Raw genomic sequence first — 16,858 nt, forward strand, 5'->3', positions numbered from 1 at the left:
CTTCAGTCCGAGGGCGCCGTCCGGTCTCCCGGCAGCTGCGCACCTGTGAAGCTTTGAGGCAAGATCGGCTACACCACTCGGCGGGACACGACCCGCGGGTGCGGGGAGCAGTGGCCGGAACGAAGAACCGCAGGTCGCGCCATGGGACCATCCCCGCGGGTGCGGGGAGCAGATATCAGCGGTCTCGTCCAACCAGAGCTCGGCGGGACCATCCCCGCGGGTGCGGGGAGCAGTCGCCGACCCGGGTCGAGATGCGGTTCGCGTAGGGACCATCCCCGCGGGTGCGGGGAGCAGCCCTAACCTGGGCCTTGACCTGTACGAGTACCGGGACCATCCCCGCGGGTGCGGGGAGCAGTACGCCGTCTGGGTCTTCTCACTCGGAGTGGAGGGACCATCCCCGCGGGTGCGGGGAGCAGGTCGGGAAGACCACGGTGGCGCAGCAGGTGCTGGGACCATCCCCGCGGGTGCGGGGAGCAGCGGCTACGCCAAGCCCGGCTGCCGCCAGCCCGGGGACCATCCCCGCGGGTGCGGGGAGCAGGCCTGCTCGTCGAGCACCAGCCACTCGATGATGGGACCATCCCCGCGGGTGCGGGGAGCAGAGAGAAGAGGCACCCATGGCGGGCGAGACCGTGGGACCATCCCCGCGGGTGCGGGGAGCAGGCGAGGAGAGGTCGATCTCAGGCCTCCGTCGCGGGACCATCCCCGCGGGTGCGGGGAGCAGTCGAGGCCGCGGCAGAGTGGCGCGGTACGACCGGGACCATCCCCGCGGGTGCGGGGAGCAGTCGTGGCCGGGCAGGTCACCGACGCACTGGCCGGGACCATCCCCGCGGGTGCGGGGAGCAGCTGTAGGCGCTGAACTCGCACGGTTCGCCGTCGGGACCATCCCCGCGGGTGCGGGGAGCAGTAGTCCAGCGTTCCGGCGTAGCCGTCCTCGTAGGGACCATCCCCGCGGGTGCGGGGAGCAGCTACCGCGGTGTGGCGGAGCAGCTGGCAGCCGGGGACCATCCCCGCGGGTGCGGGGAGCAGTCGAGCCCGGCCTGACCCGCCGACGGCCACCGGGGACCATCCCCGCGGGTGCGGGGAGCAGATCGCGGCGACCTGGCCGGCCGGTGACGGCCTGGAACCATCCCCGCGGGTGCGGGGAGCAGGGCGGGAGGCTGGAGCGCGGCACGGCGATGAAGGGACCATCCCCGCGGGTGCGGGGAGCAGATCGCGGCGACCTGGCCGGCCGGTGACGGCCTGGGACCATCCCCGCGGGTGCGGGGAGCAGCGTCAACTACTTCACAACGGTTGGCGCCAACGGGGACCATCCCCGCGGGTGCGGGGAGCAGGCCGGCTGCAGCAGTTCCCGTCCGGCGGTGCCGTGGACCATCCCCGCGGGTGCGGGGAGCAGTGCAGGCGCGCCCGGCCCTGGAGCCCTCAGGCGGGACCATCCCCGCGGGTGCGGGGAGCAGTGAATCGTCAGCATGTACGCCAAGGCGTCGGGGGGACCATCCCCGCGGGTGCGGGGAGCAGGCGGCCGCGATGCCACCGACATCCGTCCCGATGGGACCATCCCCGCGGGTGCGGGGAGCAGCACCTCAGCCTCGGCGACGAGCAGCTGGGCCAGGGACCATCCCCGCGGGTGCGGGGAGCAGTGGCTGCCGGCGGCGAGGCTGACGTTCAGCTGGGGACCATCCCCGCGGGTGCGGGGAGCAGGAGGAGGCAGACAAGTACGGCAGCGTCCGGGTGGGACCATCCCCGCGGGTGCGGGGAGCAGCTTTCTCCGGCCGGGTGGGGGTGCGTGGGGGAGGGACCATCCCCGCGGGTGCGGGGAGCAGACTGCGTGACCTGCGGCTTTGCTAGGGCGGATAGCCAGGTTGCACCACTACTTGAGAACTCGGCATTTCGGACACATTTCGTCCCCGGTCAGACCGTTCTCGCTGTCCGATGTCAGCGGCGCCCGAAGCGGCGCTTGGCGGCTTTACTCCAGCCTGGCTTTGGGTTGGTGGCCGTGGTGATCGGGGGCGTCGCGGGGCGGTGGATCAAGGTCAGGCCTTCGTGGTCGATGGGTTGCCAGGCGTGGTCGTGGGTGGTGAAGGTGAAGCCCTGTTCGGTGTCGGCGTTGTGGACGAGGAGGGCCCGCCCCTGGCCCGCGTAGGCCTGTACTTCGGTCCACAGCAGGTCCCGGATCCGTGCCGATGGCGCGCCGATGAAGATGCCGGCGGAGATCTCAAGGAGCCAGCGGGTGAGGAAACCGCGTAGGCCGGTTGGGCAGTTGGTCAGTACGATGACGGTCACCAGGTCTCTCCCTGCTCCCATGTGTCCCAGTTGACGCCTGCCGGCAGATCGGCGTTGTGATCGGACTGGAGCGCCATTCGGTCTTCGTCCGGCCCGAGTGCGGGAACCACCTCAGTACTGTCGCTCGGCTGGCTGGTGTGCGGCAGGAGGAGGCCCTTGATGTCGTCGACGATGCGGTCGAGCAGGCCGAGATGGTGGATGCGGTCGCGCAGCGCCCGGCGAGTCGTGGCGCCGACGTCCTCAGGCGAGGTGGCGGCGGTGTCGAAGGCGATCGGGATTCCGATCTCGGTCTTGTACAGGTCCGCGATGTCCAGGACGAAGGACAGCTCGTGCCCGGAGTGGATGAACCCGAGCGCAGGGGAGCAGCCCAGAGCCGTGACGACGGCGTGGCTGATGCCGTACATCACCTGTGCCGCGGCGGTGATGGCCTGGTTGACCGGGTCGCCGGAGCTGAAGTCGCCCGGTCGGTAGTGCCGACCTCGCCAGGGGATGCCGGTTCGTTCGGCGTTGGCCCGGTAGCACTCCTTGACCCGACGCCCCTCGCGGCCGAGGAGTTCGCGGCGCATCAGGCCGTCGACGTCCTCGCCGGGGAACCGGAGCCGGTACATGGCCCGTGCGACCTCCAACCGGCTTCGGCGGTTGGCCCAGCAGCCGGCCTGTGCTTCGGCGAGCACGGCTGAGCGGGTCAGGGCGCGGCCGCCGGCGTAGTAGCGCACGCCGTTCTCTCCCACCCAGGCGACTCCGGCTCCGGTTTCGCCGAGAATGCTCATCGCTTGATGGGTGATGCGGGTGCCCGGCCCGAGCAGGAGTGTTCCGATGGTGGCGGAGGGGATGTGGGTCGTGCCCGATGCGCTCTCGGCGGTGATCGCGTTGGCGTCACGGTGGACGACGCAGCGCTCGAGATAGACGAAGGAGAGCCGGTCGCCGGCGCGAGCCAGCTCCACCGGTGTGCTAGCAGGTCTGCGACCGGCGCTCATTGTTTGCCTCCCAGGCAGTGAATCCGGTGATTGGCCGTCAAGTCGTAATGGGAGCGAGGGTCATTAGTCCGCAGCCGTAGGCCTTGGCCTTGCCCAGGCCCTCGGTGAGGAGCTTGCGCAGTGCGTCGGCGTCCGTGACTTCGAGCCGGCCGTCGAACGTTACGGTCCTGATCGTGACGGGTCCTTTGGAGCCGCCCTTGCGGAACTCCAGCGATCGCTGGTCGCGGACGACGAGTTGATGGACGTCTCCATGCTCGGTGTGCCGACGTTCCTGGGGCTTCTCCTGGATACGGAAGCCCCCGATCTCCTGGCGCGCCAGCAGCCACTCGATCTGGTGCCGGGTGGTGACGTGCGCGGTGCGCTTGGTCGGTTGCCCGTCGCGTACCCGGACGCTGTGTACCGGGTTCGCTGTGAGGCGGAAGTTCCAGGCACTGCCCTTGTCGAGGCGTTCCAGGAACGGAGCGTAGCCGTACGTCTGCCAGCCCGGCGTACCGGAGGCCGCGGCGGCGGGCCAGCCGGCCTGCTCGACGAGGTGGGTCAGATCCGGGCGGCTGGCGCTCACCACGTACAGCAGCAGTTCCGCAGCGGCATTGCGGTCCAGGCGCCAGAGCACGCGTGGCTGACCGGCGGCGCCGGGCAGCAGGTCGGGGAAGGAGGACATGACCGCGGCGTGGAGCGCTTGCGGGGAGGCGATCAGCTTTCGAGCGCCGGGGCGGGCAGCGTTGAGACGGAAGCGGGTGAGATGCATCAGACGAGGTCCAGGAGGCTGGTCGGGTCGTGCGGGGGAACACTCTGGCGGGCGCGGGCACGAGGGTTGGGGATGGTCACGGTGGAGGAGTGCACGCTGCGCAGGCCGTATCGGCGGTGCCGGGGATCGAAGCTGAGCGGTTGGTCGCGCAGCGTGGCATTGGGGGCGCTGCCCGGGGCCGTAGCCTCGGCCATCAGGGTCAGCTCCACCTCGGCTTCGCGCTCGCGACGGCGCTGGTACCAGTCGGCGGCGCGCCATGGCTCGGCTCGCAGGACGCCGGTCAGGTCGTCGCCCGGGTGAACGGTGAGCTCGACAGGCCGGGCGGGCAGGCAGGAGCGTCTGCCCAGATAGGGCAGGTAGACGGGCCGGCGCAGGGCTTCGTACAGCTCGGTCACTACCGTCTCGGCACCGGCGACGGCCGCGACGAAGACCGCATCGGACAAGTAGAAGCGCTCCGAGAGCGGCATCGGCTCGTCGGTGTCCAGGTCGTGTGCGGTCTGGAAGTCGCGAACCCGGGTGCCCGGTTGGTCGATGCGCACACCGAACCGCAGTTTCGTGAGTTCGGCGAGCTCCTCGTCGGCGTCCCGGGCCAGTCCGCGGGCGGCGGCGAGCAGACCGAGCACCCCGCTCTTGGTCGGCGCGTTCTCGGTCGTTCGGCGGGCGGCGAACCGGGACGAGGCACCCCAGGACTGCAGTGGGCCGGCCAGTTGCAGTGTCAGGACGCTCATCCGCGTCCCTCCAGACGCTCCGTGACCGCCGCGCCGACCAGCTCGGTGAGCTGCTTCATGCTGGGCACCTCGGTGCCGAGGTCGGCGAGCTTGCGGGTGGCGGGGCCGACGCGCAGCACCCAGGTGTCCGTGTTCTCCTCGCCGTAGGCGCGCTCGATCTCCGGCACGTAGTCGGCGAGGCGAGCACAGGCGGGCTCCAGGTGACCGCCGAACTCATCAGCGACGACGGGGCGTTCGAAGGCGGACACGAAGCTGATCGGGCGGCTGGAGCGGAGCTTGACGATCACGAGGTCCGGCAGGGTGTGATTGCCGAAAGTGTTGATCTTGCCGGTGGGCAGCGAGGAGACGAAGCCGTCCAGGAACACCTCGACCGCTCGCCGCGCTGGAGTTGCCGGGGACTTGTCCTCGGCCAGCCCCATGCCCAGGTTGTCCGCGAGCCGGTCGACATCGACGGCCGCATACCGGTACAGCGTCGCGGAGTTGAAGTCGACCGTGCCGATCATTCCGGCCCCGGTCTCGTCGGCGGTGTTCCGGTCGTCCACGGCGGTGTAGTAGTCCGACTCGCTCTCCACCCGGTGGACGCTGAGTGCGTGGGCCACCTGGGCGGCCGCGTCGACGTTGATGTCGGCGGCGTTGGCGACCATCCGCCCGAACAGGGCGATGTCCACCGAGTGCCGGGTGTTGGCGATCTGCTTCGCGCGGTCCTTGTGCTCCTTCTCCTTGAGGAACGCCTTGATGTCGGCGGCACCTTCGAGCGCCAGCTCGGCCAGCGCGTCGAACTGGCGGTTGCTCAGGAACATCAGGTAGGAGGACTGCGGAGCGGCTTCGGCGGTGCTGTCGTCCTCACCGTTCGACTTCGAGCTCTTGCGCTTCGGAACCTCGATCTTCGCGCCGGTGGCAGTCTGCAGGACCTCGACGGCGAGGGCCATGGCCGGTGCGCCCGCCAGCCCAGTTTGCTTGGCGGTGATTCGCTGCGCGAGCAACTCAGCGACCTGCTTGGTACGGACCCCGAGCTCGCTCGGGTCGAGCACCGCGCTGAAGTGCTTACGGGTGGCGCGCTTCCAGGCCTGGCTGGAGACGCGGGCACGGGTGACACCGCCGTACACGGCGGTCTTCGGGGTGCCGGTGTCGTCCCGGTTGATGTTGCTCGGGGGAACGTTCTGGAGGGCGTGGACCTCGACGATGGTGCGGTTGGTCATGACGTGTGTCCTTGGGTGGAAGCGGCAGGAGCGATGGCAAGGCGTGTTGCAGGTGTGTCAGGAGGTGGTGAAGCTGGCGGTCTGCTCATCCGGTTCGGTGTCCGGCCGGTAGGCGTGGAACGAACGGCCCCAAGCGCGGCGGACGCCGTCTGCTCTTCCGGGGAACTGCCACCAGTAGAGCTGGTCGGCCAGTACGGAGTAGTCGAGGCCGATGCCGTCGCGCCGCAGCAGCGTGACGAGCTCACGCAGGCGGACCGACAGCAGGGTGAGTGTGGGGGCGGTGCCGGCGCGGACGAAGCGCTTGAGGATCGCCTCGTCGATGTCGCCCGGCCGCATCAGTTGTCGTACGGCTGCGCCGAGTTCCTGCCTGCGCTGGTGCATCGGGTTGCTCTGTGACTGCTGGTGGACGGCCCACAGGGTCATCGCGGTGTACAGGGCGTTCTCCGCCCGGCTCTGGTGGAGATCGGGCTGCTCGTACAGCGGGTCGAGGTCGAGGAGACCCCAGAGATCCGGTACGGCGGCGGTGTCCCGTCCGGCACCACGGCGTAGCCGTGCGAGCGCGGCTACGGCATCCGAGCGCTTGGTGAGGTAACCACGTTGTAGGCGGGTGATCTCGGTGCCGGCTGTGGTGCCGACAGCGGTTAGTGCGGGGCGTTCCCTGGGCGGGGGTGGGGCGAGGGTCATGATTGGGTCTTCCTGGCTAGTCGGCTGCTGTGGGGGAGGAGCTGTCGGGGCCGGGCTCGGTACCGGCTCGACGGGTGTACGGCAAGGCGTCGGTCAGGCGCCTGTGGAAGCGGTGTTCGGCCGAGGTGGTGTTGACCCATCGTTCGGAGCCGTCCTTAAACTGCACCATCCGGCCGCTCCAGGCGCGTTCCCCGGCGGCCGCCAGCAGTTGGCCTCCCAGGCGGACGATCTCCCGGCGTGCGGTGTGCTGCCAGGCGGCTCCGAGTTCTTGCGGGTCGTCGCCGGGACGGATGGCCGCCAGCCAGGTGCGGTAATGGCCGTCCAGTTCGCCGTATGCGCGGTCACGGGCCTGGTCCCGGGCGATCTCGGCCACCGTCTTGTCGTCGCCCTGGACGCGGCGCTTGTCGTTGGCCACGCCGACGACCACCAGATCGTGCGCGAGATCACCGAGGATGTCTACCGCCTCCTCGGCACGCGAGACGGCTTCCACGGCACAGGTGCCCAGCCGGCGGTCGGACTCGTCCAACAGTACGACGGCCATCGCGACCTCGTCGGAAACGATCTCGTCGATCACGGACTGCTGGGTTCCGTACACAGCGCCGTAGGTGCGCAGCCGCACCAGCTTCCCATCCGGCAGCAGACCGTCGTTCTCCAGACGCCCCAACCAGTGGACCAGCGCCGGTTGCAGGAACTCGGCCGGCTCAAGACTGGGAGCGGCTGCAGTGCGGTCGTCCGCACCCAGCAGTGCGGCCAGGCCACGCCAGGCGGCGCGCTCCGGGTTGTGTTCACGTGGCATGTAGACCAGTTGTTCGCCGTGCTTCTTCTCCTGGGCTCGGCTGCGCCGCCAGCCGCTCATCGGTTCGATGGTGTGCATGTTCCGCGGGGTGAGTGGGTCTCCGTAGGTCAGTAGTGCCCCGAACACGCCATCGGTGTCGGCCTGTAGGCGCACGCGCCGCGACTGCCAGGTGTACAGGTCGCGGTACCCGGTGGGACGGTGGGCGAGGTTGCCCTTTCCAGGACCGTTCACGGGACGCTTCCAGGCTGGGAGGTCCTTGTCCTGGGGAGAGCCAGGCGCAATCAGGTTGAGCAGTAGCGTCTCACGCAGGTTCGCGGCCTCGACGGTGACGCCGCCCAGGTTCCCGGCCCAGGCCGGGCCCTGCGGGTAGGCCTTGCCGCCCTTGACCCGCGGGTCTTCCAGCACACCGGTCTTGATGCCCGAGGTGTCGAAGGCATGCGCGTGCACGAGCCAGCGTGCCGCCTCGGCGAACGACAAGCGCTGGACGGTGGGGAAGCGGGTGGTAAAGAACGGAGTACCGTTCGGCACGTCCGCGACCAGCCTGTTCAGCGGAAAGACCTCGTCCTTGCCGCTGGTCAGGCCCGGGACTTGGAAGAAGGGCATGGTTGGGTGGCACAGGTCGAACCGCTGCCGGTGCCGCTCCAAGTAGTTGGGCACGCCGGCGAACGGGTCGTCGGCATTCCACAAGTCTGCCCAGTCATCGGTGTCCTGCGGGCCCTCCAGGGCGTCGTGCAGGATGGCGAGGAGCAGTCGCAGCAGTGCGAAATCCTGCGTGGGGACCTCCCCGGACAGCCGACGGATCACGCCCGCCTGGTCGAAGACCTCGCGCAGCGAAAGTTCGCGCTCGTCGCCGGTCAGCAACTGCACGGGAAGCCACGGTCGTTCTGTCAGGTCGAACGCCGGCGGGCCACTCGAGTCGGTCGGTTCGGCATCACGAGTCACTTTGTACCTCCAGACCGTCGTCGCGGCTGTACGTCAGGACGAACCCGGCCAACCGCGCGCGACCGCCAACGTCGAACGGAAGGATCAACTCACCTGCGAGCCAAGGACTCTCCTTGGACTGCCAGGCCGGCGGGCAGTACTTTTTCAGCTCCGCGATGACCTGGTCGATGATGCGCGGCTGCGACAGCCCCAGCGGCAGTCGCAGCGCACTTGCCGCCGCCGCGCGGGCCGCCTTTCCGGACGGGACTGCATCCACCGGCAACGCCAACCCGCCACGCCCCTCCGCCAGCCAAGGGAAGGTCTGCAGGGAGCCGTCGGGCAGCTGCTGCACCGCGATCACCTCGACACTCTCTTGGCTGTCGCGGACCTGGGCACGGCCTGCCCGGGTGTCGTCTGCGTCGCCCACCCCGGCGGCCAGCCACCCGATCAGCGGCCGGCCCGCGCGGGCCGCCGCAGCGATCCGGAACACTCCGGCCCGCTGCTCCTTGTCAGCCAGCTGCTCCTCGTGCCGCTGGCGTGCCTCCTCCAGCGCCCCGGCCCACTGCACCGGGCCCACCGCAGTGTTCCCGTAGGCCTGCTGGACGAGCGGGCTGATGTCCTGCGGCAGTCGAAGAGCGGCGCCCGACAGGTGCGGCTGGAACACGGCCGCCGAGCGCAGTAGGGCGTACAGTCCGTATACCCTGCACGAGCCGGGCACCGGAGCCGGAACCGGTGCCTGCCAGTCGACCCCGGCCACCAGGCAGCGGGCGACGCGCAGTCGGGGCGGGCGAGTCCTGATGTGGCGGTGCAGGCGCCCCATACGCTGCAGCAGCAGGTCGATCGGGGCGAGGTCGGTGACCAGCAGGTCGAAATCGACGTCCAGCGACTGCTCGGCGACCTGGCTGGCCACCACGATGTGCCGCTCGGGCCGGCCCGAGCGGCAGGCCTTCGGCGGCCCGAACCTCGCCAGCAGGTCCTCGTCCTTCACCGCCCGGTCGGCGTCCACGAACCGCGCGTGCGCCACGGTCACCATGTCCGTGCCGAAGTGCCTGCGGAGCGCGTCGGCCGTCTCCAGCACCCGGTTGACCGTGTTGCGGACCACCAGGACACAGCCACCGTCGGCCAACTCGCTCGCCAGTCGGTTGGCCAGCAGGTCAAGGTCGTCGCTCAGCGCTTCGACCTGTACATCGCCGGCTCGGCCTGAAGCAGCGGGTTGGTCCTGGACTGGCGTGTGCCCGGGCGCGACCGCAGTGATTAGGGGGTAAGCATCGGCGGTGGCCAGGGCGGCGTACGCCGGTTCCTGTGTCGAGGCACCGGCGTAGGCCGCCGCCAGCTCCGCCCTGCGCCCGGAGGGCAGCGTCGCGGATAGCACGACCACCGGAACCCGGTAGGCGCCCAACCACTCCAGCACCCGGTCGAGGTAGCAGTTCATGAAGGCGTCGTAGGCGTGTGCCTCATCGATCACCACCACCTTGCCCGCCAGCGCCAGGTGCCGCAGGGCCAGGTGGCGGCTCTTGAGGCCGGCGAACAGCAGCTGGTCGATGGTGCCCGCGACGAAGGAGGAGAGCATCCCCTTCTTCCGCCCGCTCAGCCACTGGTGCGCCACCAGCTCCGCGGGCGCCAACCGAAGCTCACCACCCGGTGGCGGCATTTCCTGGTCGCCGTCCACATCGACGGCGACCAGTCGGTCATGTCCGCGTCCGGTTCGGAGCTGGTTGAACTCCTTGTTCAGGGCTGCTTTGGAGTGGGCCAGCAGGATGGTCAACTGCTGGCCGGCCGGTGCTGGCACCCGCTCCAACCAGTCCAGGAGCCGCGGGAACATTGCATTGCTCGTGGCCATGGTCGGCAGGGCGAAGAAGACTCCGCCGGCCCCGCTGCGCGCGGCGAGTACCTCTGCAGTGCCCAGCGCCGCCTCGGTCTTGCCCTCGCCCATCGGGGCCTCGACGATCAGCAGCCCGGGCGCGGGCATCGTGCGTGCAACGCGAACCGCCGCCTCCTGGACCGGGCGTGGGTTGGCTCCTTCGGGTAGCTCGAAGCGGGTGGCGAACAGTTCGGTGGTGTCGGACGGTGGCTCGGCAGGTTGCCAGGGGCCCGGCAGGTCCAGCTGTTCCCAGGCCGCCCGGGCTCGCTCGGCCGTGCCGGCCGCCCCTTCCTCAGTGAGGTACGGGAACAGGGCCCGGTTGCTGGCGATCCAGTCCGCCACGATCACCAGCGCCGACAACAGCACCTGCACGGGCTGCGGCAGTTTCACCCGCTGCCACTCCGCCAGCCTCGCGGCCACACCCGCCTGCTGGCTGCAGAGCTCCAGCAGTTCCTCCTGGACCGAGCGCCAGAGCGCCTCGGCCGGCCCGGACCCGTGCAGCAGTTCGGGACGCCGCCTGAGCGCCGTGATCTGCGGATCGTCCGACGGCACACCGTGGTGACCGCCCACGACGACCGTGAACTGGGCACCGGCCGGCCGTAACCAACCATGCCGTCGTTCCAACCACTGCTGAAGCAACAGCTGCCCTGCCAACCCGTGCGGGGCAAGCTTCCGGTCCGCCCACAGCACGTGCGTGGGCGGCATGGCCAGCCCGACCGTCCGCATCCGCTCGGCGAGCGCCTCGACCTGAAACGCAAAGGCCGGCGTTGCCTTGCCGATGTCATGCGCACGTGCCAACCAGATGGCCAGCCGTCGCGCATCATCCTCGCCCCGTGGCATCACCTCCGCGACCAGGCGGCGAATCTGAGCGGGCAGCCAGTTGTCCCACAGCAGGCCTGCGACGGCCCCGCTGTCGGCCATGTGCTGCCACAGCGGTAACCAGCCGTCGTCCTTGTCGTGCTTGGCCCAGACCGTTCGCGCGGCCTCGGAAATCGTCTGTACGGGATTCATGGGTCCTCCGGCGGAGGCCGCATCGGGGCAGGCCTCCCAAAGTCGTCGGTCAGAGCGCCCTGACCTGGTAACCGGGCCGCTCCAGGTGGGTCATGACGGTCTGGTGGGCGCGCCAGCCGTCGGGGAACTTGGGTTTCACATCGAGGTGGACCGGCCGGGTCGTCGGTTGCCGATCGAGAACGTCGCGGATGCCGGCCCGCGCGACCACGATGCAGGCGTAGCGGTGCCTTGAGAGCAGCACGCAGAGGCGGCCTGCCTCCAGATGGAAGGCACTAGCGTCGAGGCGCCCGGAGAGCGGGTGCCACACCAGCGTCACGTCGAACTCGCGGCCTTGCAGCCGGTTTGCGGTGTCGACGGTGATATGCGTCAGACCGCGCTCGGCCAGGCGCCGGCGGACGGCAGCCGCCTGCAGCGTGCGGGCGGCGCCGATTGCGATCCGGTCCTCGGTGAGCGGGCTGCCGTCGGTCGAGGCACCGCGCTCCAGTAGCCGGGCCGCGGTGGCGGCCAGCGCCTCGGCGACATCCGGGTCATGGTCGAGAGTGTGCCGCGACTCCAGTTCCAGCAGACCCCACCCGGAGTCGGCGGCGCGGGCGAGGACCTCGTCGACCGGCGAGGCGGAGTGCGCGGCCGTGGTGAAGCTCAGCCGACGGTCCTCGGGCGCGGTACCGGACTCGAACGGGTAGTACGGATAGAACGCCTCCTCGACCAATGGCGCTGCACTGGCGGGGAGCCGCCAGGAGATCGGAAGCTGGTGGCGTGCCAGGTCATCGGTATGGCTGAGGGTGACGTCCACCGCGTTCAACAGCGGATCCCAGCTCAGGCCCCGCCAACGGTCCGTCTCCACAGTGGAGAAGGGATCGAGCTGCCCGGGGTCGCCGACGAACAGCACCCGCGCCGCTGGCCCGTCGAACAGGGGCGCGGTGGCGAGGAGCGCGTCCGAGCGCATCTGGTACGCCTCGTCCACAATCGCCCAGCGCCAGGGTTCACAGGTGTCCGGTGTCACGTACGACCACTTCTTGGCGGTCGACAGCACCACCGGGAGCTCGCGCAGCGCATCGATCCGCGGGGACGTACGCACCTGCTGATGGCGGACGACGCGCTCGGGCGGTTGGACCGTCTTGGCATGAAGGCGGCCGAGTGGGAGGCCGGGGTACTCCCGGGCCAGACGGTCGGTGAGGTCGTCGACTTGCTCATTGGTCTGCGCCACGATCATCAGTTGATGCCCGGCCGTGGCCAAGTGACCGGTCGCACGCACCACCAGGGTGGACTTGCCGGCGCCGGGTGGGGAGTCCACGACGACGCCGCGCCCGGCAGCTCGGTCAAGGTCGTGGAGGATCCCGGCGACGGCGCGCTCGGCGCGCTCGCCCGGTGTGCGCGCGGGGGCCTGGAGGGCAACCGGGTTGTGGTCGGTCATGCCCAGCTCTCCTCGGCGTCGTCGGCGGTCGGCTCGTACGGCTGCGGCGGACCGCCGTGTGTCCACGGGGTGTCCTCGGCGGCAGGCAGCCGGAACGGTGGCGAGGATGGGTCGAGCGTGGTGAAGGTCAGCTCCTCACCCAGGTCCGGCACCGTGCCTGGCGCCAGTGGTTGCTTGTAGCCGCGGCCGAGGCCACCGGTGATCTCCAACAACACCTCGAAGCCGTCCTGCCCCACCGGTGTGAGGGCCTGCATCAGGGCCGACTGGCCCGGACGTGCGGGGGAGCGGACGGCCGCTCCTGCAGCGACCTCCGGGCGTTCGGTCACCCGCAGTGTGATGGTGGGCCGCCGTCGGGGCGTCTTGCCGCCCTGGTCCAGCCGGTCCGGATCGCGGTCGACCACCGTGCCGGTGAACGCCTCCCCCGTCAGCTCGTACTCGGCCATCACCAGCGGGTCATCGAAGGCGCGCTGCACCTGGTACAGATGCCCGGCTTCCTCGAGTCGGGCCAGTCTGCGGGCCGCTCCGACAGCGGGGTCGCGGCGGCTCTGCGGGCGCCCGTCCTCGGCCAGGTAGGTGCTGTAGGAGGAGAATTCCTCCCGGTCGCGCTCCCACCGGGCGGCGGTGTGTCGGCCTGCGGGCAGTGCACGCAACAGCCCGAGCCCCTGCCACACCGACTTCCAGGTAGGGAGCATCTGTGCCCGCAGCTCCCGGTCCATCGCCCGGGCGAAGCCCGAGCGGCCCCGGTCGGTGAGCGCCTCGTCGTAGCCGGTCATCAGGCCGTGCAGCGTCGTGCTGTCGAACACCGGATCGGTCGCCGGGCCGGCCGGAGGAAACGCGGCTGGGTCCTCGGCTGCCCGGGCGGCAGCGGCACCGGTCTGACCCGCCGGCGGGTCGATCCAGGCCAGCAGCGAGGCCAGGTGGGAGTCCTCAGCGCTGCTCTGGCCGGTTGCCCAGTGTTCGGCCAGCAGCCGGGTCATGGCCAGCAGGGTGCCGGTGCCGGGGAACTCGGACCGGTCGGCGAGCCAGGTCAGCCACTTGCCAAGCAGCACCACGGAGGGGTGCACGGCGAATGGGCCCTCGGTCGCGCGTAACCTGGTCAGCCGGCCGAGCCTGCTCAGCCAGCCGATGCCTTCGCCGTTCGGGACGATCAACTGCGGCCCGCGCACAGCCCGGCTCCGCTGCTCCTTCTCCCGCCCGGCCTGGTAGGTCTCCGTCTCGGCCAGCCGATCCACCAGGTATGGCAGCACCAGGTCGGCCAGCTCCTCGACGAAGCGGAACCGCGCTGTGCGGTCGCGTGGCCGGTGAACAGTCAAGAGAACTGGGTGCTCGGGATCGGTGCCAGCCAGCGCGGCCAGCGGCGCGCAGGCCTCGCCAGCGAGAGTGAGCGGCACCAGCACGAACGGACTTTCCTCCGAGTGGACGTGGCATACGGTGGCGATCGGTTCGGCGTAGCCGGTGCCTGCCGCCTGCAGAGCGGCCAGCGCGGTGAGCGTGGTCATGCGACCACCCCTCGCCGGGCCTGACGCAGCCGTTCGGCCCTCCTCAGTAGCTCCAGGACCTCGGCCTGCCCCGTATCGGCGGCAGGGCCGGCCACACCGTTGAGCTGGTCCAGCACCGTCCGGGTGTTGTCCAGGCCCGGCATCACATTGCGCGCCGCACTGCCAAGGCGCGCGGGCGATCCACACTCCTCAGCCTCCTGCCGGCAGAAGCGCGCCAGCTCACAGAACGACAGACACCCCGGGGCATAGGCGGCGCTGAGCGCGGAAATCGACTGCGTCAGCGCCGTCGCGCTGTGTTCGGAGTCTTCCCTGACATCGAAGGTGGCGTCGTTGGGCAACGTGATGGCGAGCTCCTCCGCACGACGTAGCCGCGCCAACTGGAAGGCGATGGTGTCGCGTTCCTGGCGGAGGTCCACCAGCCGACCGTACGGGCGGTTGCCGAAGTCCTTCGGGCAGACCAGCAGGAACTCCTCGGCCACGAGATCCGGGTCGTACCCGGCTTCCTCGAACGCCTGGCGCAGCGCGATCGCATACACCGCAGCCTGCTTGGCAGCCTCGGCCACAGCCAGTGGATCAGCGACGCCGTCGACCGCGGGGAACGACTTGATCTCCACCAAGTGGAAGCGACCGCCCACCCGATGGGTGAGCGCGTCCGGTTCCAGGTACGCCGTCCGGCCGGCGACCTCCAGCGTGAGCACGGGGTGGTCCAGGATCAGCCGTTCTGTATCACCGGCGGCCAGCCGCTCGATCAGCCGCATGGTCTCCTTGTGACGGACTGTCAGTGACGCGTTGCCGCCGACTTCGTTGAGATCGGCCACGGCCGCCTCGGCGACCGGTGCTCCGGTCTGCTCACGCAGCATGCGCAGAAGTTCGGCGTAACCGTCCCGCTTGACCAATTCCTCGAAGGCGATTCCACGGGTAATGGTGAACGGCGACTGCCCGAAACGCGGATCGAAGCCGACCCGACGGGCCAGCGCAGCCTTGTCGACACCGGCGGCATCGAGGACCGCCCGGCGATCGCAGGCCGGGTTCGTAGTCAGCGCGGTGATCTTGCGGGCGTCGTAGGCCTTGGGCGGCACGGGGCCGCGGAGGCGCGCGAACCGATCTGTGGGCGCGCCGGAGGGAGGCAGGGGCATGGTTGGTTTCTTGGTCAGTCAGATGAGACCTCGGCGCCGCGGGGTGCAAATGGCGCCGGGCAGGATGCGTCGGTTTGAGACCGAGAAGAGGTCAGGAACCGTTGTTGGCGGCAAGCCGCCCGATCTGATGGAGCGGTGCGCCGAACAGCTGTTGCACGTCGGCGAGTTGAGACCGGGCTTGGATGGCCGCTGCAGTGCGCTCGGTGGTGTCGGCATCCCGGTGGACGGTGGCTTCTGCTTGTGCGGCGGCAATGACCCGGGTGGGGTCGAGGTCGCCGAACTCGTGGGCGCCAGGGATATTGAACGCGAACCGTCGCAGTAGCCGCCAGGCCTCCTCGCTTGGGGAATGGCCGAGCGACTCGAGGCGCTGGATCTGCACGGCGGTGCTGACCGCATGCGTCAGGAAGTCGGTGCGGGGACTGAGCGGTCCGATGATCCGCCGGTCCAACGGCCAGGTGGACAAGGCGAGCAGCCCGCGTGCTGCGGCGAACCGGTCGTAGGTGAGTGCGGCACAGATGTAGTAGGGGCGGGTGTGGCCCTGCGACGTGAAGGACCGCTCCTCGTCGCGGCGTAGCGAGCCGAGTTTTGTTGCGATCAGAGGTTCGGTGAAGAACGCCTGGTAGGTGGCAGAGATCAACTTGGGTGCGGCTGGAGCCCTGAGGACGGCCAGGGTCTGGTGCACTTGCTCACGGATGGGAATCCCTGGCGGACCGTGCGGCACGGTTGCGCGGAGTGCGTTCCCAGGGGATGAGGAGTCCACGGGGGAGTGAGACGGCGTAGAGCCCGTGGCAGGTCGCGCTTCTTCCTCGCCAAGGGCCTCCTCCCATGCCGCCTCGATGCTCTGCATCTCGCGACGGATACGGGCAGCACCTGCCTTGTCTCGGGCACGGGTCGCCTCGCGCAGGCGTACCCGCAGGTCTGCCAGGCGCGCCTCGAGCTCATCGATGGTCTCGGCCATGTGTGTACGGTAGCGCACCAACTCCGTTAATTTCCAAGATTTTCCAAACGGCTTCCAAGATTGACTGTCATCGGTATACTCCGCGCTCACTTGGGATGCAATGACTGGTCTGTCATCAACTCCGATGCACCTGATGGAATACGAGAACGTTTGTGCGCCCGAGTGCTGCATGGGCGATGCCGGCTCCGCGGGTGCTCTGGAGTGCAGAGGGGGCGCGTCAAGGGGCTCGGCCACGTGTGACGCTGGGAGGCTACGCGAGTCGCGTGGGTCAGGGTCGGTGCGCCCGTGCAACGTGTGGGCAGGTCGAGTGGGGGCGGTGCTTCGTGTAGCCGGATTGCCGCTTTGCAAGTGGCTGCGTGGACGGAGGTAGCCTGGATGCCTGGCTGCTCCCCGCTTCCGGGGATGACCCTCATTGGGTGCTGAGGGGTGACCTGCTCCCCGCGCACGCGGGGCTTCTGTGCCGGGCCATTGACATGGTCCGGCACTTTCGCGGCTTGGGCGAGTCCGGGGCCCTGTGAATTCGCCACCCTTGAGCACACAATGGTTTGAGTCCCGGTGGGGTCTGGTAACACTTCTGCTGGTTGACCGGCTCAGACCGTCCTCGGGGGAGCTGCTCGACTGTTGCTCGCCTTGAGCCTCGGAAGGA

General features: G+C 69.6%; 12 protein-coding genes and 1 CRISPR repeat array. All 12 genes read right to left on the minus strand.

The window, feature by feature from the left end:
• Positions 1-82: 82 nt before the first annotated feature.
• Positions 83-1,820: direct repeats of the CRISPR family, unit length 29 nt; unit sequence GGGACCATCCCCGCGGGTGCGGGGAGCAG.
• Positions 1,821-1,932: 112 nt separating this feature from the next.
• The 12 genes from cas2e to ACZ38L_RS27350 all read right to left on the minus strand — a co-directional run bounded on the left by cas2e (position 1,933) and on the right by ACZ38L_RS27350 (position 16,212).
• Entirely contained in the window at positions 1,933-2,280 is a 348-nt protein-coding gene (cas2e, locus tag ACZ38L_RS27295) for a type I-E CRISPR-associated endoribonuclease Cas2e (RefSeq protein WP_465698108.1), read from the minus strand.
• Positions 2,277-3,257, minus strand: coding sequence for a type I-E CRISPR-associated endonuclease Cas1e (gene cas1e / locus ACZ38L_RS27300; RefSeq protein ID WP_465698110.1), 981 nt, complete (start codon positions 3,255-3,257; stop codon positions 2,277-2,279). The genes cas2e and cas1e overlap by 4 nt, the downstream gene beginning before the upstream one ends.
• 37 nt (positions 3,258-3,294) lie before the next feature.
• On the minus strand, positions 3,295-4,005 hold the full coding sequence (cas6e, locus tag ACZ38L_RS27305; protein ID WP_465698112.1) for a type I-E CRISPR-associated protein Cas6/Cse3/CasE: 711 nt from the start codon (positions 4,003-4,005) through the stop codon (positions 3,295-3,297).
• Positions 4,005-4,733, minus strand: coding sequence for a type I-E CRISPR-associated protein Cas5/CasD (gene cas5e, locus ACZ38L_RS27310; protein ID WP_465698114.1), 729 nt, complete (start codon positions 4,731-4,733; stop codon positions 4,005-4,007). The genes cas6e and cas5e overlap by 1 nt, the downstream gene beginning before the upstream one ends.
• Positions 4,730-5,932 (minus strand): type I-E CRISPR-associated protein Cas7/Cse4/CasC, encoded by a 1,203-nt coding sequence (gene cas7e / locus ACZ38L_RS27315; protein WP_465698116.1) that lies wholly within the window; start codon positions 5,930-5,932, stop codon positions 4,730-4,732. The genes cas5e and cas7e overlap by 4 nt, the downstream gene beginning before the upstream one ends.
• A 57-nt stretch (positions 5,933-5,989) precedes the next feature.
• Positions 5,990-6,616 (minus strand): type I-E CRISPR-associated protein Cse2/CasB, encoded by a 627-nt coding sequence (gene casB / locus ACZ38L_RS27320; RefSeq protein ID WP_465698118.1) that lies wholly within the window; start codon positions 6,614-6,616, stop codon positions 5,990-5,992.
• 16 nt (positions 6,617-6,632) lie between these two features.
• The gene (gene casA, locus ACZ38L_RS27325) at positions 6,633-8,279 is read right to left on the minus strand and encodes a type I-E CRISPR-associated protein Cse1/CasA (protein ID WP_465698120.1); all 1,647 of its coding nucleotides are present in this window, start codon (positions 8,277-8,279) and stop codon (positions 6,633-6,635) included.
• A gap of 64 nt (positions 8,280-8,343) precedes the next feature.
• The gene (gene cas3 / locus ACZ38L_RS27330; protein ID WP_465698122.1) at positions 8,344-11,205 is read right to left on the minus strand and encodes a CRISPR-associated helicase Cas3'; all 2,862 of its coding nucleotides are present in this window, start codon (positions 11,203-11,205) and stop codon (positions 8,344-8,346) included.
• 49 nt (positions 11,206-11,254) lie between these two features.
• Positions 11,255-12,619 (minus strand): AAA family ATPase, encoded by a 1,365-nt coding sequence (locus tag ACZ38L_RS27335; RefSeq protein ID WP_465698124.1) that lies wholly within the window; start codon positions 12,617-12,619, stop codon positions 11,255-11,257.
• Complete coding sequence (locus ACZ38L_RS27340) at positions 12,616-14,118, minus strand: hypothetical protein (protein ID WP_465698126.1); 1,503 nt, start codon at positions 14,116-14,118, stop codon at positions 12,616-12,618. Before ACZ38L_RS27340 ends, ACZ38L_RS27335 begins: the two co-directional genes overlap by 4 nt.
• A complete protein-coding gene (locus ACZ38L_RS27345) occupies positions 14,115-15,254 on the minus strand; it encodes a hypothetical protein (protein ID WP_465698128.1) in 1,140 nt (379 codons plus the stop codon). The genes ACZ38L_RS27340 and ACZ38L_RS27345 overlap by 4 nt, the downstream gene beginning before the upstream one ends.
• Positions 15,255-15,345: 91 nt before the next feature.
• Positions 15,346-16,212: a hypothetical protein gene (locus ACZ38L_RS27350; protein ID WP_465698130.1), complete on the minus strand. Its 867-nt coding sequence runs from the start codon at positions 16,210-16,212 to the stop codon at positions 15,346-15,348.
• Positions 16,213-16,858: the final 646 nt, after the last annotated feature.

This window comes from Kitasatospora sp. NPDC024654 (assembly GCF_055559155.1).

What these genes read in the sequence shown, in the direction of transcription:
- cas7e (WP_465698116.1), bottom strand. Translation starts at nt 5,932, where the DNA reads ATGACCAACCGCACCATCGTCGAGGTCCACGCCCTCCAGAACGTTCCC.
- ACZ38L_RS27345 (WP_465698128.1), bottom strand. Translation starts at nt 15,254, where the DNA reads ATGCCCCTGCCTCCCTCCGGCGCGCCCACAGATCGGTTCGCGCGCCTC.
- ACZ38L_RS27335 (WP_465698124.1), bottom strand. Translation starts at nt 12,619, where the DNA reads ATGACCGACCACAACCCGGTTGCCCTCCAGGCCCCCGCGCGCACACCG.
- cas6e (WP_465698112.1), bottom strand. Translation starts at nt 4,005, where the DNA reads ATGCATCTCACCCGCTTCCGTCTCAACGCTGCCCGCCCCGGCGCTCGA.
- casB (WP_465698118.1), bottom strand. Translation starts at nt 6,616, where the DNA reads ATGACCCTCGCCCCACCCCCGCCCAGGGAACGCCCCGCACTAACCGCT.
- ACZ38L_RS27350 (WP_465698130.1), bottom strand. Translation starts at nt 16,212, where the DNA reads ATGGCCGAGACCATCGATGAGCTCGAGGCGCGCCTGGCAGACCTGCGG.
- cas1e (WP_465698110.1), bottom strand. Translation starts at nt 3,257, where the DNA reads ATGAGCGCCGGTCGCAGACCTGCTAGCACACCGGTGGAGCTGGCTCGC.
- ACZ38L_RS27340 (WP_465698126.1), bottom strand. Translation starts at nt 14,118, where the DNA reads ATGACCACGCTCACCGCGCTGGCCGCTCTGCAGGCGGCAGGCACCGGC.
- cas3 (WP_465698122.1), bottom strand. Translation starts at nt 11,205, where the DNA reads ATGAATCCCGTACAGACGATTTCCGAGGCCGCGCGAACGGTCTGGGCC.
- cas5e (WP_465698114.1), bottom strand. Translation starts at nt 4,733, where the DNA reads ATGAGCGTCCTGACACTGCAACTGGCCGGCCCACTGCAGTCCTGGGGT.